23 protein-coding genes are annotated in these 20580 nt (G+C 36.7%); 10 read left to right on the forward strand and 13 right to left on the reverse strand.

All coding sequences use genetic code 11. The features are described 5' to 3' along the window. Window positions 1–93: 93 nt before the first annotated feature. Window positions 94–873: a peptidoglycan editing factor PgeF gene (gene pgeF / locus FJR38_RS06245; RefSeq protein ID WP_168535990.1), complete on the forward strand. Its 780-nt coding sequence runs from the start codon at window positions 94–96 to the stop codon at window positions 871–873. Between the two features lie 55 nt (window positions 874–928). Here the strand turns inward: pgeF and FJR38_RS06250 are convergent, their stop codons facing one another. From FJR38_RS06250 to csaB, 4 genes are all read right to left on the reverse strand, one after another. Next, a complete protein-coding gene (locus FJR38_RS06250; RefSeq protein WP_168535992.1) occupies window positions 929–1507 on the reverse strand; it encodes a Uma2 family endonuclease in 579 nt (192 codons plus the stop codon). Between the two features lie 103 nt (window positions 1508–1610). Then, the gene (locus FJR38_RS06255) at window positions 1611–2054 is read right to left on the reverse strand and encodes a type II toxin-antitoxin system VapC family toxin (protein ID WP_168495513.1); all 444 of its coding nucleotides are present in this window, start codon (window positions 2052–2054) and stop codon (window positions 1611–1613) included. Then, entirely contained in the window at window positions 2054–2341 is a 288-nt protein-coding gene (locus FJR38_RS06260) for a DUF2281 domain-containing protein (RefSeq protein WP_168495511.1), read from the reverse strand. The genes FJR38_RS06255 and FJR38_RS06260 overlap by 1 nt, the downstream gene beginning before the upstream one ends. Window positions 2342–2489: 148 nt before the next feature. Beyond that, window positions 2490–3539, reverse strand: a complete 1050-nt coding sequence (gene csaB / locus FJR38_RS06265; protein ID WP_168495509.1) for a polysaccharide pyruvyl transferase CsaB — start codon at window positions 3537–3539, stop codon at window positions 2490–2492. Window positions 3540–3639: 100 nt separating this feature from the next. Here csaB and FJR38_RS06270 point away from each other — a divergent pair, with 100 nt between their 5' ends. Genes FJR38_RS06270 through hisA form a run of 3 tightly spaced genes read left to right on the forward strand, consistent with a single transcriptional unit; the run spans window position 3640 to window position 5069 of the window. Continuing rightward, window positions 3640–3975, forward strand: coding sequence for a DUF2499 domain-containing protein (locus tag FJR38_RS06270; protein ID WP_168495507.1), 336 nt, complete (start codon window positions 3640–3642; stop codon window positions 3973–3975). Continuing rightward, complete coding sequence (locus tag FJR38_RS06275) at window positions 3972–4262, forward strand: DUF3593 domain-containing protein (protein ID WP_168495505.1); 291 nt, start codon at window positions 3972–3974, stop codon at window positions 4260–4262. The genes FJR38_RS06270 and FJR38_RS06275 overlap by 4 nt, the downstream gene beginning before the upstream one ends. A 33-nt stretch (window positions 4263–4295) precedes the next feature. Beyond that, window positions 4296–5069: a 1-(5-phosphoribosyl)-5-[(5-phosphoribosylamino)methylideneamino]imidazole-4-carboxamide isomerase gene (hisA, locus tag FJR38_RS06280; RefSeq protein ID WP_168535994.1), complete on the forward strand. Its 774-nt coding sequence runs from the start codon at window positions 4296–4298 to the stop codon at window positions 5067–5069. Between the two features lie 28 nt (window positions 5070–5097). On the opposite strand, the gene FJR38_RS06285 is transcribed toward hisA, so the two are convergent. Next, window positions 5098–5406, reverse strand: a complete 309-nt coding sequence (locus FJR38_RS06285; protein ID WP_168535996.1) for a HigA family addiction module antitoxin — start codon at window positions 5404–5406, stop codon at window positions 5098–5100. Beyond that, window positions 5399–5722: a killer suppression protein HigA gene (locus FJR38_RS06290; protein WP_168535998.1), complete on the reverse strand. Its 324-nt coding sequence runs from the start codon at window positions 5720–5722 to the stop codon at window positions 5399–5401. Before FJR38_RS06290 ends, FJR38_RS06285 begins: the two co-directional genes overlap by 8 nt. Before the next feature lie 135 nt (window positions 5723–5857). Here FJR38_RS06290 and FJR38_RS06295 point away from each other — a divergent pair, with 135 nt between their 5' ends. After that, window positions 5858–7369, forward strand: coding sequence for an FAD-dependent oxidoreductase (locus FJR38_RS06295; RefSeq protein WP_168536000.1), 1512 nt, complete (start codon window positions 5858–5860; stop codon window positions 7367–7369). A gap of 194 nt (window positions 7370–7563) precedes the next feature. On the opposite strand, the gene FJR38_RS06300 is transcribed toward FJR38_RS06295, so the two are convergent. Together FJR38_RS06300 and FJR38_RS06305 are read right to left on the reverse strand one after the other, a co-directional pair. Beyond that, window positions 7564–7992 (reverse strand): hypothetical protein, encoded by a 429-nt coding sequence (locus tag FJR38_RS06300; RefSeq protein WP_168536002.1) that lies wholly within the window; start codon window positions 7990–7992, stop codon window positions 7564–7566. 161 nt (window positions 7993–8153) lie between these two features. Next, the gene (locus FJR38_RS06305; RefSeq protein WP_168536004.1) at window positions 8154–9008 is read right to left on the reverse strand and encodes a DUF72 domain-containing protein; all 855 of its coding nucleotides are present in this window, start codon (window positions 9006–9008) and stop codon (window positions 8154–8156) included. A 109-nt stretch (window positions 9009–9117) separates the two neighbouring features. On the opposite strand from FJR38_RS06305, the gene FJR38_RS06310 reads away from it, so the two are divergent. Further along, window positions 9118–9552, forward strand: a complete 435-nt coding sequence (locus tag FJR38_RS06310) for a molybdopterin-binding protein (RefSeq protein ID WP_168495491.1) — start codon at window positions 9118–9120, stop codon at window positions 9550–9552. 62 nt (window positions 9553–9614) lie between these two features. Here FJR38_RS06310 and FJR38_RS06315 read toward each other — a convergent pair whose 3' ends face one another. From FJR38_RS06315 to FJR38_RS06335, 5 genes are all read right to left on the reverse strand, one after another. Continuing rightward, complete coding sequence (locus FJR38_RS06315; protein ID WP_371418160.1) at window positions 9615–9899, reverse strand: DUF427 domain-containing protein; 285 nt, start codon at window positions 9897–9899, stop codon at window positions 9615–9617. 218 nt (window positions 9900–10117) lie between these two features. Beyond that, entirely contained in the window at window positions 10118–11551 is a 1434-nt protein-coding gene (locus tag FJR38_RS29250) for an SUMF1/EgtB/PvdO family nonheme iron enzyme (protein WP_168536011.1), read from the reverse strand. A 61-nt stretch (window positions 11552–11612) separates the two neighbouring features. Next, window positions 11613–12191, reverse strand: a complete 579-nt coding sequence (locus tag FJR38_RS06325; RefSeq protein WP_168536013.1) for a hypothetical protein — start codon at window positions 12189–12191, stop codon at window positions 11613–11615. Window positions 12192–12495: 304 nt separating this feature from the next. Beyond that, window positions 12496–12945, reverse strand: coding sequence for a PIN domain-containing protein (locus FJR38_RS06330; protein WP_168536015.1), 450 nt, complete (start codon window positions 12943–12945; stop codon window positions 12496–12498). After that, complete coding sequence (locus tag FJR38_RS06335; protein ID WP_168536017.1) at window positions 12932–13165, reverse strand: hypothetical protein; 234 nt, start codon at window positions 13163–13165, stop codon at window positions 12932–12934. Before FJR38_RS06335 ends, FJR38_RS06330 begins: the two co-directional genes overlap by 14 nt. A 150-nt stretch (window positions 13166–13315) precedes the next feature. On the opposite strand from FJR38_RS06335, the gene recQ reads away from it, so the two are divergent. From recQ to FJR38_RS27525, 4 genes are all read left to right on the forward strand, one after another. Then, on the forward strand, window positions 13316–15505 hold the full coding sequence (recQ, locus tag FJR38_RS06340; protein ID WP_168536019.1) for a DNA helicase RecQ: 2190 nt from the start codon (window positions 13316–13318) through the stop codon (window positions 15503–15505). Window positions 15506–16588: 1083 nt separating this feature from the next. After that, window positions 16589–18592, forward strand: coding sequence for a long-chain fatty acid--CoA ligase (locus tag FJR38_RS06345; protein ID WP_168536440.1), 2004 nt, complete (start codon window positions 16589–16591; stop codon window positions 18590–18592). Between the two features lie 157 nt (window positions 18593–18749). Beyond that, window positions 18750–19199: a YlqD family protein gene (locus tag FJR38_RS06350; protein ID WP_168495628.1), complete on the forward strand. Its 450-nt coding sequence runs from the start codon at window positions 18750–18752 to the stop codon at window positions 19197–19199. 283 nt (window positions 19200–19482) lie between these two features. Beyond that, entirely contained in the window at window positions 19483–20565 is a 1083-nt protein-coding gene (locus FJR38_RS27525; protein WP_371418149.1) for an RNA-guided endonuclease InsQ/TnpB family protein, read from the forward strand. Window positions 20566–20580 lie beyond the last annotated feature (15 nt).

A 20580-nucleotide genomic window follows, 5' to 3' on the forward strand; every position in this document is an offset into this window, starting at 1 on the left:
ATTGTTCAAAATTTTTTGGCAAATCTTTTTTGGCTGTTGTTCAAGTTAGTATTGATTGAAAGTTGTTAATTTTCTGTTTAGGTTTGGTTAAAGATGCACACTTGGCACTGGCACAATTGGGAAGGTCTACCTTACCTGACTTGTAATCTTCTAAAACCCTGGTCTCATGGTTTTTTTACCCAACAGTTTTGGCCGCGTCTACCAAATGAGCTAACTCAAGCACTTCAACCAGCGGCTTCAGCTTATCGCTTAAAACAGGTACATGGCAATACTGTTTTGACTCCTCAAGAGGTTGATGATCATGTCAATACCAGTGATGATGATTTGGCGTTGGCAGATGGTTTAATTAGTCAGCAACCTTTACAAGCTGTGTGGGTGGCTTCTGCTGATTGTACACCTGTGTTGATTGGGGATGTGAAAACTGGACAGGTGGCGGCTTTACACGCTGGTTGGCGGGGAACAGCGGCAAAGATTATTCCGGAAGCTATCATGAGAATGCGATCGCACGGTAGTAGTTTAGCAGATTTACGGGTGGCTATGGGTCCGGCTATTGCAGGGGAAGTTTACCAGGTTTCTGTGGAAGTGGCTGCGGAAATTGGCAGCAGCATTATACCAGATGATGATTGGGAAAAAATTGTTGATACGCTACATAATTTGCCCAATTCACCTTTACTCAGAGATATAGAACCAGGTAAGGTACGTTTAGATGTGCGTCGAGTGAATGCTTTACAGTTAGAGCAATTAGGAATTAGTTTAGAACAAATTGCGATCGCTCCTTATTGTACTTTCCAAACTCCAGAACATTTCTTTTCTTATCGTCGAGAAAGGGAAAAAAAGGTGCAATGGTCAGGAATTGTCAGTGGAAGTAAATAATAACAGCACATTTTTAGGTTTGGTTAATATAATTCGGTTGTTGAATTTCAGCAACCTATCCCCAAATAATTTCCATATTTAAAATAAACCCTGGTAAAATATCTTCACCGGATAATTCTTGAGGAAAGTCTAAAATTTCCACTGGTTTTCCAAGACGATAAATTTCTACTTGACGCATTTTCCGATTAATTAACCAACCTAATTTAACTCCATTATTTATATATTCCTGCATTTTTGTTTGCGTTTCTTGCAAACTATCGCTGGGTGACATTAATTCTAAAACAAAATCTGGGGCAATTGGTGAAAACTTTTCTTGTTCTTCTGGTGTTAGTGTATCCCATCTATCTTTTTTGATCCAAGCAACATCAGGAGAACGATTTGCACCATTGGGAAGTTTAAAACAGGTGGAAGAATCGAAACAAACTCCTAGTTTATATTTACGATTCCAAATCCCAAAATCAATACCAATTTCAAAATTACGTTTTCCTGTTTCTCCTCCTGTTGGTGACATGATCAATATTTCTCCTTTTGCATTACGTTCAAATTTGACTTCAGGATTTTCCCGACAGAGTTGATAAAATTGGTTGTCGGTAAGTTGGATAATGGGGTTTAAGTTGACGGTGATAGCTGTCATGATGAACCTCCTTGGGGATGATATCAACCTTAACTAAATTACTAAATTATTAGGGAATTTTGTTTAGTTAAAAATAGTGCTGTCCATACGTCAAAAAATGGATTTACAACCAAGATTTAACTGAAAATGCTCTGACTTGTATAATTCGCTGAAAATCACTGTCAGATGATACAATAGTAAGGTTGTGTTGTAGAGCTACAGCAGCAATCCAGATATCATTTTCATCAAAACCTAAATTAGTAATTTTTGTTTTTCTCCGCTTGCTTTTTTCCTTCGGTGCAAATTGATTAAATAAGGATGCTTTTAATTCTCCGTAGAGATTAGCAGTAATTTCATCAATATTATAAATATATATACCATTAAGAAATCGATGAACAAGGTCTAAGTTAGCTTCGGTGTGTTGAGAACGTTTTGCCATATCTACTAGTTCTCCTTGAACAATGACACAGGTTGCAACTAAGGAATTTTCCACTTCAGCTAAATGATGAAGTACATTTTCATCACCAAGAATTGCGCGGCTACAATGATTTGTATCTAACAGGTACATTATTCAAATGGGTTATTATCATCAAATTTGGCTTTACCACGAGTATCATAAACTAACTGGAGACAATTTTGTAAATCATCACCTTCCCATTTACCAATTGTTTTCAAGTGTTCTAGGAGTGACCGTCCTGTGGAATTTTCTGAACTTTGAGTAATATCTGGTAGTTGTGACTTGGTTTGTATTTGAGTCTCCTTTGTTTTCAGAAAGCATAAAAAATCTAGGGTTTCAGCCAGAATAGTATCTGGGGTGGATTCAATTTCTTTGATAAGTAGTTCTTTGAGAGTCATTTTGGATATCTCCTTCAATGAATAATAAATATGATACAGCCAAAAATGAAAGAAAAGAATTGTTAATTAATAAGTATTAATATTTAAATTGGTTGTGGTAGAATATCTTCATTTTCAATAGTACAACCGTTTATTACTTATTAGCTAATCAAGAACTCAAAGCTTCCTTTAACAAATTCCGATGCAAAAAAGCCCCATTTATCAAAGATTGAATTTTCTCAGATGACAAAGATTGACCATTATAATAATAATCAATCCAAGTTTTACTAATTAAATCAACATCATCTGGTAAATCCTTTAAATCCCAACCAGGTATTTCTAAATCTTCCATTAACTGATTTACTTTTGGATCATAACTCAAAGCAAAACAACGAGAACCTTCACTTGCTGCCATAATTAAACTATGTAGCCGCATTCCTATGGACAGTTCCACACCGCGAAATACACCTTTTAAAATTTGTGGATCTTCCGAACAAAGGATTTTACTAACGTCTTTTAATTGAGTTTGAATTTTTTCAGCAATTCCTAAATCTTCGCTTTTTTGAAATGGTAATAATAAAATAAAAGCTTGAGTTTCTTTCTGTAAATTAACTATAGCTTGAGTTAAAATTGTTAACCTTTTGTCTGTCAATTGAGGATGATTTCTTAAAGTCACCGCAATTCTCGGTTTTGGTAAATCTACTAACTCTGGTACTGGCTTCGACTCCAACGCCCAAACCGGGTCAGGTGCAAGGATATGGGGTATACTCCAACTTGATAATAAACTAGAACTAGAGCGATCGCGCACACTCACTTGACTACAACCTGCAAAATTCCTATGAGCTAAAAACCGAGTTGGAGAACGCAACAAAGGACCTATACCCTGTCCCCAAGCCACAGTTTTTAAACCCATAACTTGAGCTAAAGCCATTAATCCCCCATAATAAAAGGGACTAATAACACTAGTCGCATCTTGAATTAAACTTCCCCCACCCCAAACAAAAGCATCACAGGAACGCAAAGCTTTAATTACCTGTAAAAACGCCATGCGATTGTAACATTCCACACCATAATGCTGATGAGTGTCTTCAGGATTTCCAGAAAGCACTACAGGAGTGACATCAGGTGGTAGCATTTGCAGAAGTGTGGCTAATAAAGCTTCATCACCACCATTACCCTTACCGTAATACCCAGACAATAAAACCCGCATCTTGACCATTTTGAATTTTAGATTTTAGATTTTGGATTACCAATTTTTTTTAAACTAGTTATCTACCACTGACAACTGACAACTGACAACTGACAACTGACTATTAATTATGCACGCCCTTTCGATTCCCACCTGGATAATTCATATTTCTAGCGTCATTGAGTGGATAGCCGCAATTTGGCTAATCTGGATATACGGTGAACTTACCAAAAATCGTAGTTGGTGGGGATTATCCTTTGCCATGTTACCAGCTTTGATCAGTGCGATGTGTGCTTGCACTTGGCATTATTTCGACAATTCCGAATCTCTAGAATGGTTAGTCACCCTCCAAGCTACCATGACATTAGTTGGTAACTTTACTCTCTGGGCAGCAGCTTATCTAATTTGGCGTTCTACAAAGCCTGCAACCACTATTGAAGCACAATCTATCAAATCAGAACAATGATATCAAAAGAAACCCTGTTTGCCCTTTCTCTCTTTCCCTATTTGGGTTTCTTGTGGTTTATCAGCCGCAGTCCGCAAATGCCACGTTTAGCCCTATATGGATTTTACGGTACATTGGTATTTGTTGCTGTCACAATCCCCGCCGGCATTTATGCCAAAGTGCAGTATGGAGAACAATTAGCCAATATAGACTGGTTACATGGCGGTGCAGAAGTCTTTTTAACTCTTTCTAACATCTTGCTAGTTTTAGGTTTTCGCCAAGCAGTACAGGAATTAAGGAATAATTGACAATTGACAATTAACAATTACCAATTAACAATTATGGAAGTAATACCCGCAATTGATTTACTAGAAGGTCGCTGTGTGCGACTATATAAAGGAGACTACGAGCGATCGCAAGTATTTAGCGAAAATCCCGTTGAAGTCGCGAAAATGTGGGCTGACCAAGGCGCGACAAGATTACATTTAGTTGATTTAGACGGCGCAAAAGCTGGGAAAATCGTTAACTTAGCAGCCATTGAAGCGATTAGAAATAATCTTTCTATTCCCATTGAAGTTGGGGGAGGATTGCGCGATCGCTCCAGTGTTGTACAATTATTTAATCTGGGTGTAAATTGGGCAATTCTCGGAACTGTCGCCGTCGAACAACCCCAATTAGTCCAAGAACTTTGTCAAGAATTTCCCGAACAAATTATTATTGGCATAGATGCCCGTAACGGCTTAGTTGCAACTCGTGGTTGGTTAGAAACATCCACAGTATTAGCTACCCAACTAGCAGTACAAATGCAAGAACTAGGTGCAGCAGCCATAATTTACACTGATATTAACCGTGACGGCACTCTAGAAGGACCCAATTTAGACGCATTACGAGAACTCGCAGCGGCAATTTCCATACCCGTAATTGCTTCCGGTGGTGTAAGTTCCGTCACCGATTTGTTAAGTTTATTAGCTTTAGAACCCCAAGGTGTCACAGGTGTGATAGTCGGTAAAGCCTTGTATACGGGTGATATTATCCTCAAAGAAGGATTACAAGCTATTGGACCAGGAAGAATTCAAGATATTCCCCCCAATTTAGGTCTTTCTAGCTTTGCTTAAAATGAAATTAATCTCATAAATGGAGATTTTAAGCCTGAACTGGACTGTATTCTGTTTTGTAGTTTTCTGCTTCTATCCGTGTTAAACCAGCCTGATATTGGGTTTCACGATTTAACCAAAATGCTGCTGTACTACCCAAAATCCTTTCTAGTTTCAGTGCTATTTCTTCATTTATAGCTGCTTTACCATTGATAAGTAAACTAACGTGATTGGCAGCGAAGCCTAACTGCTCTGCTAGTTGTGCTTCTGTCCAATTAAGCTCTTCTAATAAATCAGCAATAGTGTCACCAGGAGGAGATACCCAATCTGGCGTAAAGGAACGGTTTATTTCAATCATGGTAATCCCCAATGAAAACAATACAAATAGCAGTAACTTGTGACCAATCAATGCTTCCATCTTCATGCAAGGGAATGGGGTTATTATTGGGTCTAAATACCAACCTTTTACCCCCTTCTAGGTTCACTGCAAACTCACCTATTCTATCTTCTTTCAAAGGATGACCTGTAATTAGTTCTTTAACGCAACTAACAGCAGCAAAATCAGCCAACCTAGCCTTCAATTTCTTGACACACTTTGCACCTAATTTTCTTTCCGCTAAGTTTTGTTCCTCACATAGTTTTTGCAGTTTCCCGTCAGCGAAGATGATTTCCATGCCTTAGTAGACTAATATAAGTTTACCATTTTGGTAAATAGATTTGTTTTATTTTCAAAATAATTATTATATCATATCCTACATTATTTGAATATCAGATACATTATTAAATAAGTGCATTTATGAACAGGGAAAATGTCAAAAGAATCACAACAAAAACGGGTAGTAGTAGTTGGTGCTGGTTGGGCTGGTTTAGGGGCTACCTACCATTTAGCAAAACAAGGTTATGAAGTCACATTACTAGAAGCAGGTGCATATCCTGGTGGGTTAGTAGCAGGTTGGCAAACAGCCGCAGGTAAATCTGTAGAAGCCGGTATTCATGGCTTTTGGTATCCTTACAGAAATATTTTTGCTCTTATTAATGAATTGGGAATTAGTCCTTTTACAACTTGGACTCGTTCCGCACAATATTCTCCCGCAGGTTTGGAAGTAGAATCTCCGATTTTCCAAGATTTACCCAGACTTCCCACACCTTTAGGAACTTTTATATATCCTCAATTTCAAAGATTACCATTAATTGACCGTTTGAGCGCCTTACCATTACTTTACAGTTTGATTGATTTTGATAATTCAGATCAGGCTTGGAAACGTTACGATTATATTACAGCCCGTGAATTATTCAAAACTTTTGGTGTTTCTGCCAGACTCTATAAAGAAGCTTTTGAACCAATGTTATTAGTGGGATTATTTGCCCCTGGTGAACAATGTTCAGCCGCTGCAACTTTAGGAATGTTATACTATTTTATTCTGGCACATCAACCGGATTTTGATGTAGTTTGGTGTCGCGGTACTGTGGGAGAAAAAATATTTCGTCCGTGGGTACAACAAATAGAAAAGTTAGGTGCAAGAGTTCTATCTAAACATAAAGTTACAGATGTAATTATAGATAGTAATGAATGTGTTAAAGGTGTAGTTTGCGGTGATGAAATTTTTGATGCTGACGCTGTAATCTTTTCCGTCGGTGTCACAGGAATGAAAAAGATTGTTTCTAGTAGTCCTACTTTACAAAATCGAGCAGAATTTAGAAACTTAAATAATTTAGGGGCAGTTGATGTTTTAGCAACTCGGTTATGGTTTGATAGAAAAATAGATATTCCCCGTCCTTCTAATGCTTGTTTTGGTTTTGATGATTCTACAGGATGGACATTTTTTGATTTAAATGCTTTACATGATGAATTTAAAAATGAACCAGGAACAGTCATAGAAGTTGATTTTTATCATGCAAATCAATTTCTACATTTAAGCGATCGCGAAATTGTGCAGATAGTTCAAAGTTATTTAACAAAATGTATTCCCGGATTTAGCGAAGCCAAAGTCATAGATAGTAGCGTCATTCGTTTAGCAAATGCAGTTACACATTTTGCCCCTGGTAGTTATCGTTATCTGTTACGAGCTAGGACAAGTTTACAAAATCTGTTTATGAGTGGAGATTGGATTATTAACCGTCATGGTTCATGGTCACAAGAAAAGGCTTATGTAACTGGTTTAGAAGCTGCAAATTTAGCTATTTCTTATTTACAACAGGGGAAAAAAGCCAATATTTTACCTGTAGAAGCAGACGAAAATCATATCCAAGTTGCCAGAAACGTCAATCAAGTAGTTCGTAATATAGGTAAATCTATTTTACCTAACTTTTGGTTGCCATAAAGCCAGAATTAGTAGGCTGGGTTGACACAAGGAAAACCAACATTATTATAGCGTTTTCCAGTCTACTAAAGTGCAAATTTATCTGCGTTTATCCGCGTTCATCATCTTCTATCTGCGGTTAATTCTTTCTTGCTGTACCTGATGCTATAATCCTTTTGTTGGGTTGCGCTGTCGTTTAACCCAACCTACATAACTTAACTTTTGTTTCTGCCGTCTAAACCTTTTTGTACCCAATTTAAACATTCATAGGATGATGAAAATAATTTAGGTGCGGCAATATTAGTTAATGATTCCGGTGCATAATGATCATAATAACATCTCCCATTTTTTTGATAAACAATAATTAGATTATGCCGATAAATATAGCGGGATTTGAAAAAATCACCTTGACTAACAAAGTCTATACTTAGATCAATATGTTCCTTAGCAATATCAAGAATACTGATAATAGTATTACCATACATTGTCGCTGGATTTTCTGAAGCATGAAATCTGCTTTTATGTCCAACTTCCGCTAATAACTTGTATGAATAAATTTCGTAATCATCAACTTTGCCATAAACAAAAGGAATAATTAAATATCCTTTATACGAGACAGAACTTTCATAAATAAGCCGATTCATTTAAATCTCCTTATTGGCTAATTATAACATTTCCTAGTCTACCGAAATACAAATTCATCTGCGTTTATCCGCGTTCATCATCTTTTATCTGCGGTTAAAGCCTTCTTTCTGTACCTTACTTAGACGGGAATCGCTATATTATAAGTAAATCATGTAAATTACTACCATAAACTCAGTTGCTGAGGAGATTGTTGTAAATTATTCCCAGGAAGAGGTGGAACTAATATACCACTTTCTTCTAATAGCTGTTGGAAATAACGAGCATTATTAGGAGACATATCTTCTATGGGACAATGCACAAAGAAATAGATTTTTATTCCTGCTTGCAACCATTGTTGAATTTGTTTAACCCACTCTTCCATAAATTTTTGATTCATTGATAACTGTGGATGCGAGATAAAGCGAACCAAAGTAAAAGGTGCAGTTACACTAAAATGCAAAGGTAATTTTGGTTTACGTCGTTCTGATAGTAATTGTGGGTCATCCTCTCCAGTATAAATTGGGCGTGAATCCAATAATACCCTACCTACGCACAATTTCTCTAATAATGCTGTCAAATTACTAGCATGAGGTTCTTTAAACCACTCAATATGTCTAACTTCTAATGCTAAAGGTGTCTGTGTGCGCGGCCAAGCTGTCAAAAAGGCTGTCAAATCATCCAGTAAAGCCGGAGAATAGCTAGAAGGAAGTTGGGCAAAGAGGGGACCTAAATGTGTACCTAGAGGGCGCATTTGCTCCAAAAAAGCCAAAGCTGCGGGGATATGGGGCTGTAGTAATTTTTGGTGAGTAATATTTTTAGGTAATTTTAGACAAAATTCAAACCCCGCTGGTGTTTCTGTAGCCCAACGGGTAACGGTTTCTGAGTTAGGTACAGCGTAGAAAGTGGTATTTCCTTCTACAGTAGTAAAACGGCGACTGTAAAGATTTAAAAAGTCAGCATTGCGAGTTCCTGGGGGATAAAGTTCACCCACCCAACCCTTATAAGCCCAAACTGCACACCCGATATAAAAGTTCACAAAATAATTGGCTTTGATATGTTCTATTCAATTGTACAAGTAAGTAAAAAACATTGATTCTTGCTAGTATTATATAAAGATTATACTTATTCAATAAATTAGTAAATTTATGCCAAGGAAAGAACAGGGTTGGGTGACATTTCAAACATCTGAAGAAGAACGCAAAATTTTAGAAGAATTTTGTCAAAACTCCCAGCGCACTAAAACTGAGATTCTGCGGGAATTAGTGCGGGGACTTAATAAATATTCATCACCACCAATATCACTATCAACTCCAGAGGAGAAAGCAGAGATTAATACTCCTGAATTTGAAATTCTTAGTCCCAAGAAACCATTAAAAGTAAGTTCGCGTAATGTCTTGAAAGGAGTTGTGAAACGAGTAACTACAGGAAGTGTAAATACCGAAGTAACTTTAGAAATTGTTCACAGGGTTGAGTTGACTTCAATGATTACTAGAGTTTCGGCGGAGGAGTTAGAATTATATGAAGGTACAGAAGCTTATGCTGTGATTAAATCTAATGATATTGTGATTGCGAAGGAATAAGTTTCTGATTTATAAGATTGAAATCCCCGATTTATTCAAAAAGTCGGGGATATTTTTATTTACTAAGCTTCGACTTTCACACCTTTCCAGAAGCCAATATAACCTTCAATGTTTTTAGCTTTCTCTTTGGTGCTAGGATAGTACCAAGCCGCATCTTTGTTAACTTGTCCATCTACTTCTATACTGTAGTAACTAGCAACTCCTTTCCAAGAACAAGTGGTATGGGTGTTGCTTTCTTGTAAATACTGTTTGTTAACTGCGTCAGCAGGGAAGTAATGATTTCCTTCTACGACTACGGTGTTATCGCTTTCGGCTAAAATAGCGCCGTTCCAAGTTGCTTTCATAATGAGGATTGAAAAAAGTTAACAATTATTATTGTGACATTATAAACTGCTATAAATTCATATCAGTCAGATAAACCCATGTTTTTTAATAACTTAGAAAATAAGTTTTTTGAATAACTGCCTAATTCACTCATATTTGAAAACCTATTTTGCTCGCAAGCGCGAGCAAGGGGAAATAAAAGAAAGAGGAAAGGGCAAAAGCGCAAGAGCGCAAAGGGCTACTAAGTCCTCGCCGCACTACTACAAACAACCCGAAAACCAATGTCGTTGTTAAATTTGTGGAAAAGGTTGCTGAGGCTGCGAGAAGCAGAACGGCAAAGATCAGGATTGTTGACCCACGAACCACCGCGCAGCAGTCTTTTATTATTTTTACTATAAACATCTTGCCATGCGCTTCCATCTGTAGGCGCATCTTCATAGCTATTATACCAATGGTCTTGACACCATTCCCATACATTCCCGTGCATATCATATAGTCCAAAATTATTGGCTACCTTAAAACTTCCTACTTCTGTTGTTCCTTCGTATTTTCCATCATAGTTAGCCAAATCTGTTGTAATCGTTTCCCCAAAATGAAATGGTGTAGTTGTTCCCCCACGACAAGCATATTCCCATTCAGCTTCACTAGGGAGGCGGTACTGCCTTTTAGTATGCTTTGAGAGACGTAAACAAAACTCAACGGCATCAAACCAAGAAACACGCTCTACAGGGCGATTTGCTTCTTTAAATTTAGATGGGTCAGGATTGAGTTCTTGTTTTATTTTTGAGAGAGAAGCTACTGCTTTCCATTGTGCTTGTGTAACAGGATATTTGCCCAAATAGAAGGGTTTTACAGTTACACTATGTTGGGATTTTTCTCTTTTAAAATAGTCTACTTCATATTCTTTACAAAGCCTCTCAATTTCATCATCTGTCGTTCCCATTTGGAATGTTCCACCTGGGATAGATACCATTTCTAGATTTACATTATTGTTTAAAATTTCGATAAAGTGTTTAGCTTCAATTTTTATTTCTTTAATTTCTTTATCCTGGTATTTAATATTATTTTTTTCATCTATGGTAGCAATTTTAAAATTAAAAGATTGCATGAAGGGAGCAGCATCGGACAGCATTGGACAAGCATAAGCTTCGATATTGTCTTCATGTTCTTTACCTTTTACACTTGTCTTAACAAATTGCTGTTTTACATTTTGAGAAAAAGCATTATATGTTGCTTCATCAACATAAAACCAACCAGGCTCGGCTGTAACCAGTCTTGCAACTGTAAATAAAACACCATGTCCTATTATTCTATCAAGACCTGATTGATCTTTATCATATAGAACTTTTCCAGTGGCTGCACCAATACGAAATCTTCTTGGCTCACGGTCAGATTGGGTATTATATTCATTAACATCTTTACAGAAAAGTTCAACAAATTCATAGGCATTATTAACATCTTTAAATAAGATGCGATAACCATCTCCTCCTAAAGAATAAAAATTGTCATATTCAGATCGATTACTAATTAAGTTAAAACTATCTCTGACAAATTTTTTAATCTCCTCAATAAACAATTTTATACCTTTTAGTCCCAATTGTTTTTGAATAACAGAAGTAGATTTTGAAGACTGAACCAAATCGAGTTGAACTACAGTTAATTTAATCTCTGACATACAAATTTTTATTGTCTATGAATCTAAAATTAGAATAGTGAAAAATGTAAAATAACCTACATTATAAACGCCGATAAATAACCAAACTTATGAGCATGGCACAGGGAATTAATAAAATAGATGCAATTAAAACTTTTACTGCATAAGTAAAAACCTCAAACTTCAAAAATGCAATTCTCGCATTAGTAGTGATTTGTGTAGCAATATCTTTATATTCCTTATATTCTGCTTTAGTTATATCAAGACTATCCTTGAAATAAGGTTTATTCAATGCTTCCAGTAATTCATCTGCTTTATATTTCTGTAAATCTCCAAAATACCAGAAATTATCATCTTTTGAACGTTGGAAATTTAATTTTTTATTTTGTCTATTTTGGAAATATAATGACCGCTCTAAATCTATTTTAGGCAAAAAAGAAAGGGAACAAATCAAAGCGCAAATACAAAGCAGAATCGTTGTTAACAACAACCCAAAATTTAAGGAATTAGGGATATTTTGTGCTGTAGCTAAAAGAGTTATAGTTGCAGTAATAGCAGCACCAGAAAAAGCCAGCAGAATACCATTTTTAGCCTCTGCAAACTTCAGCCACTCATTCACATTCTGGAAAATCGCTAAGAGCTTAGTAGAAACCTCATCCATAAGAAAATTTTATGTATTTAAAGGAACAGGAGTACATAATATCATTACAAATACAGATACTATCACTTTACGTCACTTTTTTATAACTCTGGATAGAAGAAATTTTACAAAATTAATCAAATTTACACATCTTATTGGTGAAAATCCCTGATTTTGCGTCTATGTATAGTCAGATGGGTATTGTACACAAAGTAAAAATTAACCTAAAAAAATTGCTTATTCTGCTAAAATCACCCAAACTAATCTTTTACCCCTAGTAATTGGAGTAGATAGAATCAATTCTCGATGAATATTTTTAGCTAAATTAAAGTTCAATTACTTCCAAAAACGGATTCACAATTTGTAAAGTATTTTCAATAATTAAGCCGTTTTGCATATCTTCTGAGTAAAGAATACTTGCTTTTCCTAAAACTGCACTAGCAACTATGAGACTATCCCAAAATGATAGTGAGTAATGTCCTCGCAATTTTGCTGAATACTGAATAGTTTCTAGCGAGACAGGTAATATTTCACAACCTGCTGCAAATTCTTCAATTAGGATTTCAATTTGTGAGTTATCAAAACCTGCTTTGCGAATTAAATTTGCACAAACCTCATTGATAACCTGCGTACTAATAATTAAGTTTTCTTGACTTGTTACCCTTGTAGCTATTTTCTGCTTTTGTATTGCACTTGCATCCGAGGAATTTAATATAAACCGATATAGCCAAATATTGGAATCAATAAAACATCGCATCATTTCACCAGCGTTCATTTGCTTCCTCTCTGGTGAGTGGCTTGAACCCTGATATTTGCATAGGATTTGCTGTTAACTGGGCAATAATACCCGTTTCTGGAAAATGTTTCTTGATTGGTGCAGGTTGCAAAATCACGATTTGTACTATTTCGGCGCTGCATATTTGTTCTTGATACTCAACGGGAATTTCAATTTTACCGTTGTTTACCCTAGCTTGAAATTGTGTATTTATACTCATACTTAAAGCTGTAGTAAGCCTACTTATTGGACTGATTTCGATGAAATAGCACCATCTATAATTATAACTACTATCCCCCTACCAATTCCCCAACGTGAGTTAAAATCCTAATATCTTCATCATCAACCAGACACGCAGCGGCCATCTACCATGCTTCAGTATCCACACTTAGAAAAAGCTTTAAAACATCATTTTGGTTATGATCAATTTCGCCCTGGACAAAGGCAAATTATCGAAGATGCACTAGAAAATCGTGATTTAATGGTAGTTATGCCTACAGGTGGGGGGAAATCTCTGTGCTTTCAATTACCGGCACTGTTGAAACCAGGTTTAACTGTGGTGGTATCCCCGTTGATTGCTTTAATGCAAGATCAAGTGGAAGCATTGCGAACTAATAATATTTCTGCCACATTTCTGAATAGTAGTCTCAACGCCTATAAAGTTCGCTCTCGTGAAGAAGCGATCATGAATGGTAAAATCAAATTACTTTATGTTGCTCCAGAACGCCTTGTTAGTGAACGATTTCTGCCCCTTTTAGACGTAGTTAAAGAAAAAGTTGGGATTTCTACATTTGCTATTGATGAAGCTCATTGTGTCTCGGAATGGGGACACGATTTTCGCCCAGAATATCGGCAATTAAGATTACTGAGAAAACGTTATCCTGATGTTCCTACAGTGGCGCTGACTGCTACTGCTACCGATAGAGTTAGGGCTGATATTATTGAACAATTAGGATTAAAACAACCAAGTATTCATATTGCTAGTTTTAACCGCCAAAATCTTTATTATGAAGTTCGTTCTAAAAGTAATCGTGCTTACGCTGAATTATTAGAAATAGTTAGAGAAAATGAAGGTTCAGGAATTATCTATTGTTTAACTCGGAAGAAAGTTGATGAAATAACTTTAAAACTCCAAAATGATAAAGTTTCGGCTTTACCTTATCATGCTGGTTTAAGTGATGATGAAAGATCAAAAAATCAAACTCGGTTTATTCGGGATGATGTGCGGGTAATGGTAGCCACTGTTGCTTTTGGGATGGGCATTAATAAACCTGATGTCCGGTTTGTGGTGCATTCCGATTTACCCCGAAATTTAGAAAGTTATTATCAAGAATCGGGGAGAGCAGGTAGAGATGATGAACCTTCTAAATGTACGTTATTTTTCAATTATGGTGATATTAAAACCATTGAATGGAGTATTAATCAAAAACCAGATTCCCAAGAACAATTAATAGCTAAACAGCAACTTAGACAAGTAATTGATTATGCAGAAGGTACAGATTGTAGACGCACAATTCAATTAAGTTATTTTGGGGAAAGATTTCCAGGAAATTGCGGAAACTGTGATAATTGTCTTTATCCTAAACCTGTACAAGATTGGACTATTGAAGCGATGAAGTTTTTATCTTGTGTGGCTAGGTGTAAAGAAAGATTTGGAATGTTGCATATTATTGATGTGTTGCGAGGCGGAAAAAATCAGAAAATTGTTGTTAATAAACATGATCAACTTTCTACTTATGGGATTGGTAAAGATAAAACTGTAGATGAATGGCGAATGTTATGTAGATCGCTTTTACATCAAGGTTTATTGGAACAAACTGCTGATGGTTATTCAGTCTTAAAACTAAATGCTTTGAGTTGGGAAGTAATGCGAAAACAACGCACAGTTTCCATTGCTGTTCCCATTGCTCAAAAAGTTACTTGGGAAGAGGGAAATGGCAAAGCCGCAGATGTGGAAGTTCTGATGCAAAAATTGCGATCGCTTCGTAAACAACTTGCAGATGAACAATCTGTACCACCTTACGTCATCTTCCATGATTCCACCTTAAAATTAATGGCACAAATGCAACCCAAAACCTTAGATGAATTTGGTAATCTTTCCGGCGTTGGTAGTCATAAATTATCTCAGTATGGCGAAAGGTTTTTAGCAGAAATTCAAACATATCGCCAAGAAAAAGGATTAGAAACACAACCTATTACTCACTTTCGTTCTTCATCTTTTCCTAACTCACCTTCGGATACAGAATTAACAACATTAGAGTTTTATAACCAGGGTTTGAGTATTGCTGAAATTGCCCAAAAACGCAACATCCGTACTAGTACAATTATCCGTCATCTCTCAGATTTAATTGAGAAAAAACAATCTCTTGATTTAAGTCAATTAGTACCTTTAGAACGCCAAAAAAAAATCTGGAATGTCTTAGAAGTTCTCGGTGATATTGCACTGACACCCATTCGGGAAAATTTAGGTGAAAGCTACACTTTTGATGAAATTCGTTTAGTGAGAGCGAAATGGCGACGAGAAAAACAGAAATCTATTAAAGATGATATTGATTTTTAGTTTTTTGCAGATAAAATCAGAGATAGCAGCTTAGGTAAAACCAAACAAATAGCTGCATTAAATATTGTGAAAAATATCCCATCAATTAATGTCATAAACAATTCTTCCTCATAAATATTGATTGTAGCTATATCGGAGTTGAAAATTGTCTTGATAACAAGGAAGGAGAAGTTGGTTTTGGGCGATTTTACTTTTCTCCACACATTTTAGTTATTTCATAAAAGAATTAAATACATTTACCAAGTTTACCAATACCGTCGCCATTTTTTCAATTTGGCGCAGGTATTGTTTATGAAAGGCATTATTAATGAATAATACCTTCAATCAAAGAACATTCACGAAAAAATAACTGGGTACTTGCTCATTTCCTGTTCTCACGAAAGAAGTTCGATTTGTAGATGAAAATTTCCATCCAAAAATCAGGAATTAGCAGTTATAATTACTTAGGAGAACACTGGGAACAAAAATGAGGACTAAATTTACAGGATTGACGGCCAGTTAAAGTGTAAGTTGTACAATATGGAAAACTAGTTATCTCCAAATTGGTTGTTTGTAAGTTAGAACCAATAGAAGACGCTGAAGACTGTTTAGATTTACGAACCAAAACTAGAGATAGAAGTTTGGGTAAAGCTAAACAAGCAGTAGCATTGATAAGTGTAAGTAATATAGTGTCCATCAAACCTATAGGGAATCACCCCCAAAAGAGATTACAGTTTAGAACTGACACTAAAGTATATGGAACTACTCTCAAGTTGAACCATAGTATTTAGTTTATATAAAAGTAGTTTAGCATAGATTTTTCTAGATGGAAGTGTTACTATTCAGCAACTGTCATACACCTAAATAAACTATACCGTCCTCCGCTATTTAAGATTAATAATTAAAAATTGAAAAAGCAGATGATAAGTTGATTTAGGAAAAGGTTAAAAGGTAAAAAGTTTTTCTTTCTCAGGGATGTATGTCCAGATTTTACTGCTGTAGTAGCACACTAAGCCGTAAATAATGTATAAAATATAGCTATTATGGGGTGAGCATCTCCCTGGTCGAAAAAAGCTATGTTTACGTTGAAGATATAAGCAATCTATTTTTCTAGTAACTTGTGATGACAAAAAACAATCTGCAACTTCTTTTCTGGCTAATATTTCTGAGCGAGAAAAGCTGGCATTAAAGAGTTTGGTAGATTATACAGATGTGGAATCACTACCAGAAATTTGGCCTTTGGCGGCCAGAAAATTTAGTAATACCGTTGCTTTGCACAACCCCCATGCTAAACCAGAAGTCAAAATTACCTATAGTCAGTTAGCTGGTCAAATCCAACGATTTGCGGCGGGTTTACAGACATTAGGAATCAATATGAGCAATGGTGAAACTTCTAGTTATGGTGAACGGGTTTCCCTGATTGCTGATAACAGCCCTCGTTGGTTTATTGCGGATCAAGGTATTATGACTGCTGGTGCGGTAAATGCGGTACGTAGCGCCCAAGCAGACCGGGAAGAATTACTCTATATCATCACCAACAGTGGTAGTACGGCGGTGGTGGTTGAGGATCTGAAGACTTTGGATAAATTAGGGGACGGACTGAATGAATTACCTATTAAGCTGGTAGTTTTGCTTTCTGATGAAACACCACCCACAGAAGTTAATTTTCAAGTGGTGAACTTTTCCCAGTTGTTAGAAATTGGTAGTAACAACACCTTAGTAGCAATTAAACAGAGTGGCGAAGCTTTAGCAACGCTTATCTATACATCTGGTACTACTGGTAAACCCAAGGGTGTCATGCTGTCTCACAAGAATTTGCTGCACCAAGTTAAAAGTTTGGGTACAGTTGTACAACCACAAAAAGGAGATATAGTCCTCAGTATTCTGCCTACATGGCATAGTTATGAACGTAGTGGTGAGTATTTCTTGCTTTCCCAAGGATGTACCCAAATCTACACTAATTTACGGGCAGTTAAAGGGGATTTAAAGAAATTTGAACCTAATTATATGATTGCTGTCCCCAGATTGTGGGAATCAATTTATGAAGGAGTGCAGAAGCAATTCCGCGAACAACCAGCTACAAAACAAAAGTTAATTAAGTTTTTACTGGAGACAAGTCAGAAATATATGGAGGCGCGGCGCATTGCGAATGGATTGAGTTTAGAACATATTCATGCTTCCGCAATTGAGCGATCGCAAGCCAAGATAGTAGCATTAGGTTTGTCGCCGATTCATGCGCTGGGAGAAAAGTTAGTTTATGCCAAGGTGCGAGAAGCCACAGGTGGAAAATTTAAGCATATAATTAGCGGTGGTGGTGCGCTTCCTAGACATATAGATAACTTTTTTGAAATTGTTGGCGTTGAGATATTACAAGGCTATGGTTTAACCGAAACCTCCCCAGTAACTAATGCTCGTCGTCCTTGGCGAAATTTAAAAGGTTCATCAGGACAACCCATTCCTGGTACAGAAGTGAAAATTGTCAATCCGGAGACTCGTCAGCCCCTACCAGCAGGAGAACGTGGTTTGGTACTGCTCAAAGGACCACAAATTATGCAAGGCTATTACCAAAATCCTGAAGCCACTCAAAAAGCTATAGACGCAGACGGTTGGTTTGATAGCGGTGATTTAGGTTGGGTAACTCCGGAAAATGATTTAGTGCTGACTGGTAGAGCCAAGGATACCATTGTCTTAACCAACGGTGAAAACATCGAACCCCAGCCCATAGAAGATGCTTGTTTGCGATCGCCTTACGTTGACCAAATCATGTTAGTAGGACAAGATCAACGCAGTATTGGCGCTTTAATTGTTCCTAACCTGGAAGCCTTGGCAAAATGGGCAGAATCTCAAAATCTGAATTTAACTTCACCAGATAATCGTGAAAAAATTGACTTGGAGAGTAAAATAGTCCAGGACTTGTTTCGTCAAGAATTAAATCGGGAAGTCCAAAACCGTCCCAGCTATCGAGCCGATGATCGTATTGGACCATTCAAACTCATTGAGGAACAGTTCTCAGTGGAAAATGGCATGATGACACAAACACTCAAAATCCGTCGTCACATTGTCATGGAACGATATTGCGATATTATTGACAGAATGTTTGCCAAATAATTCCCTAAAGCGCAAATTTCTTTGACTACATGATGGAGAGGTAGGGAAGCACAGGAGCAAAGGAAAAATTTTCTTTTTCCCTCTCCTGATAACGCACTTGGTATTAGCCATACGCCTCTCCATGCTACAAACTATTAAGAGTGAACGTACAATTTTTATGGATGTCTCCAACCCGCAATTGCTTTTAAAACGCCCGATTAATGTTAAAGCGATCGTTACTACCCTCTGGAAAGAGGAAGTACAACAGCAATTACAAACCCAAATTAATCAAATTGACCAACAACTACAACAATTAGATATTGAAGGGCAAAGAGCAACTAGCGCCATTCAAAAACAGAGTGTTCAACCACCAGGACCGCAAACACTCCAACAAATTGACAATATTCAACTGCAAGTCAATCAAAAGAAAAGCGAACTTCTAGAACAGAAAAATCAAATGTTGCAAAACCTCCAACAAGTGCAATTGTTGGAATTAGATCAAGAAGTCAACCAATTTCAAATGGAAAGCTTTTTCCGCATTGAACCAGGTGATAACTTGATTAGTAAAATGCAAGTTGAAATTGTACTGCGTGATGGCATTGTCGAAGAAATTCGCGGTGATATCTAAACGGTAATGGGTAATGGGTAATTGGTGATTGGTAATTGGTGATTGGTGATGGGTCATTGGTAATTGGTGAGAATTAAGATAAATATTTCCTGTTCCCTGTTCCCTATTCCCTGTTCCCTATTCCCTATTCCCTGTTCCCTATTCCCTGTTCCCTGTTCCCTGTTCCCTAAACATACAAATTTTTATCTCAACTACTCTGACCAAGATACAATTTTAGCTAATTACCAAAGAAATGGGTTTGAGGTTCCTCGCCCTTCTAGGGCGACTTTGATATAATATTGTCATGAAAACACTGAAGTTTAAACTGTACGAACACAAAAGGAATAGACACCTCAAACGGATGATTAACGCCGCAGGGGTGATCTATAACCATTGTATCGCTCTACATAAACGGTACTACCGAATGTGGGGCAAACATTTAAACTGTACAAAACTCCAGTCTCATATTGCTAAACTAAGAAAACGTAATTCTTTCTGGCAATCAGTAGGTTCTCAAGCAGTGCAAGATATCTGTCAACGCATAGAGAAAGCCTACCAATTATTTTTTAAACACAACAAGAAAGGAGTCAGACCACCAGGTTTTAAGAAGGTTAGAAAATATAAATCATTCACTCTTAAACAAGCAGGTTATAAATTCTTAGGTGGTAATAGAGTTAAAATTGGCAACCGAGTTTATCAATTTTGGCAGTCTAGAGAAATAGAGGGGAAAATCAAGACACTAACCATCAAACGTACACCACTAGGTGAATTGCTTATGGTTGTTGTGGTTGATAATGAGTCAGAACTAGAAATTAAATCAACGACTAGTAAAATAGCGGGGTTTGATTTTGGGCTGAAAACATTTTTAACTTGTTCTGATGGAACTTTAATTGATTCTCCACAGTTCCTGAAACAGTCTCTAAATGCCATCAAAAAAGCTAGTAGAATCCACTCCAAAAAGGTAACAGGGTCAACTAATCGTGAACGAGCTAGAAAGAACTTAGTTCGTAAACATGAAGATGTTTGTAACCGCAGACGTGATTGGTTCTGGAAATTAGCTCATAAGTTAACAGACAAGTTTGATGTTTTATGTTTTGAAACCCTAAACCTCAAAGGTATGCAACGTCTTTGGGGTAGGAAAATATCAGATGTGGCTTTTGGAGAATTTATGCAAATCTTAGAATGGGTAGCTAAAAAGAAAAATAAACAGGTTGTTTATATAAATCAATGGTATCCATCTAGTAAAACTTGTTCTTGTTGTGGGCATATTTTAGCAAGTCTAGATTTATCTATTAGACAGTGGCGTTGTCCATCTTGTCAGTCAATTAATGGACGGGATGAAAACGCTGCTCGAAATATTCAACGGTTCGGCTTCGCTCACCGTTGACCCTGAGCGAAGCCG

Source organism: Anabaena sp. UHCC 0253 (genome assembly GCF_009712085.1).
Taxonomy (GTDB): Bacteria; Cyanobacteriota; Cyanobacteriia; order Cyanobacteriales; family Nostocaceae; genus Dolichospermum.

What these genes read in the sequence shown, in the direction of transcription:
- FJR38_RS06295 (WP_168536000.1), top strand. Translation starts at nt 5,858, where the DNA reads ATGTCAAAAGAATCACAACAAAAACGGGTAGTAGTAGTTGGTGCTGGT.
- pgeF (WP_168535990.1), top strand. Translation starts at nt 94, where the DNA reads ATGCACACTTGGCACTGGCACAATTGGGAAGGTCTACCTTACCTGACT.
- FJR38_RS06310 (WP_168495491.1), top strand. Translation starts at nt 9,118, where the DNA reads ATGCCAAGGAAAGAACAGGGTTGGGTGACATTTCAAACATCTGAAGAA.
- FJR38_RS06335 (WP_168536017.1), bottom strand. Translation starts at nt 13,165, where the DNA reads ATGAGTATAAATACACAATTTCAAGCTAGGGTAAACAACGGTAAAATT.
- FJR38_RS06325 (WP_168536013.1), bottom strand. Translation starts at nt 12,191, where the DNA reads ATGGATGAGGTTTCTACTAAGCTCTTAGCGATTTTCCAGAATGTGAAT.
- FJR38_RS06255 (WP_168495513.1), bottom strand. Translation starts at nt 2,054, where the DNA reads ATGTACCTGTTAGATACAAATCATTGTAGCCGCGCAATTCTTGGTGAT.
- FJR38_RS06275 (WP_168495505.1), top strand. Translation starts at nt 3,972, where the DNA reads ATGATATCAAAAGAAACCCTGTTTGCCCTTTCTCTCTTTCCCTATTTG.
- FJR38_RS06260 (WP_168495511.1), bottom strand. Translation starts at nt 2,341, where the DNA reads ATGACTCTCAAAGAACTACTTATCAAAGAAATTGAATCCACCCCAGAT.
- FJR38_RS06250 (WP_168535992.1), bottom strand. Translation starts at nt 1,507, where the DNA reads ATGACAGCTATCACCGTCAACTTAAACCCCATTATCCAACTTACCGAC.
- FJR38_RS27525 (WP_371418149.1), top strand. Translation starts at nt 19,483, where the DNA reads ATGAAAACACTGAAGTTTAAACTGTACGAACACAAAAGGAATAGACAC.
- FJR38_RS06350 (WP_168495628.1), top strand. Translation starts at nt 18,750, where the DNA reads ATGGATGTCTCCAACCCGCAATTGCTTTTAAAACGCCCGATTAATGTT.
- FJR38_RS06290 (WP_168535998.1), bottom strand. Translation starts at nt 5,722, where the DNA reads ATGGAAATCATCTTCGCTGACGGGAAACTGCAAAAACTATGTGAGGAA.
- FJR38_RS06270 (WP_168495507.1), top strand. Translation starts at nt 3,640, where the DNA reads ATGCACGCCCTTTCGATTCCCACCTGGATAATTCATATTTCTAGCGTC.
- csaB (WP_168495509.1), bottom strand. Translation starts at nt 3,539, where the DNA reads ATGGTCAAGATGCGGGTTTTATTGTCTGGGTATTACGGTAAGGGTAAT.
- FJR38_RS29250 (WP_168536011.1), bottom strand. Translation starts at nt 11,551, where the DNA reads ATGTCAGAGATTAAATTAACTGTAGTTCAACTCGATTTGGTTCAGTCT.
- FJR38_RS06300 (WP_168536002.1), bottom strand. Translation starts at nt 7,992, where the DNA reads ATGAATCGGCTTATTTATGAAAGTTCTGTCTCGTATAAAGGATATTTA.
- FJR38_RS06330 (WP_168536015.1), bottom strand. Translation starts at nt 12,945, where the DNA reads ATGAACGCTGGTGAAATGATGCGATGTTTTATTGATTCCAATATTTGG.
- FJR38_RS06285 (WP_168535996.1), bottom strand. Translation starts at nt 5,406, where the DNA reads ATGATTGAAATAAACCGTTCCTTTACGCCAGATTGGGTATCTCCTCCT.
- hisA (WP_168535994.1), top strand. Translation starts at nt 4,296, where the DNA reads ATGGAAGTAATACCCGCAATTGATTTACTAGAAGGTCGCTGTGTGCGA.
- recQ (WP_168536019.1), top strand. Translation starts at nt 13,316, where the DNA reads ATGCTTCAGTATCCACACTTAGAAAAAGCTTTAAAACATCATTTTGGT.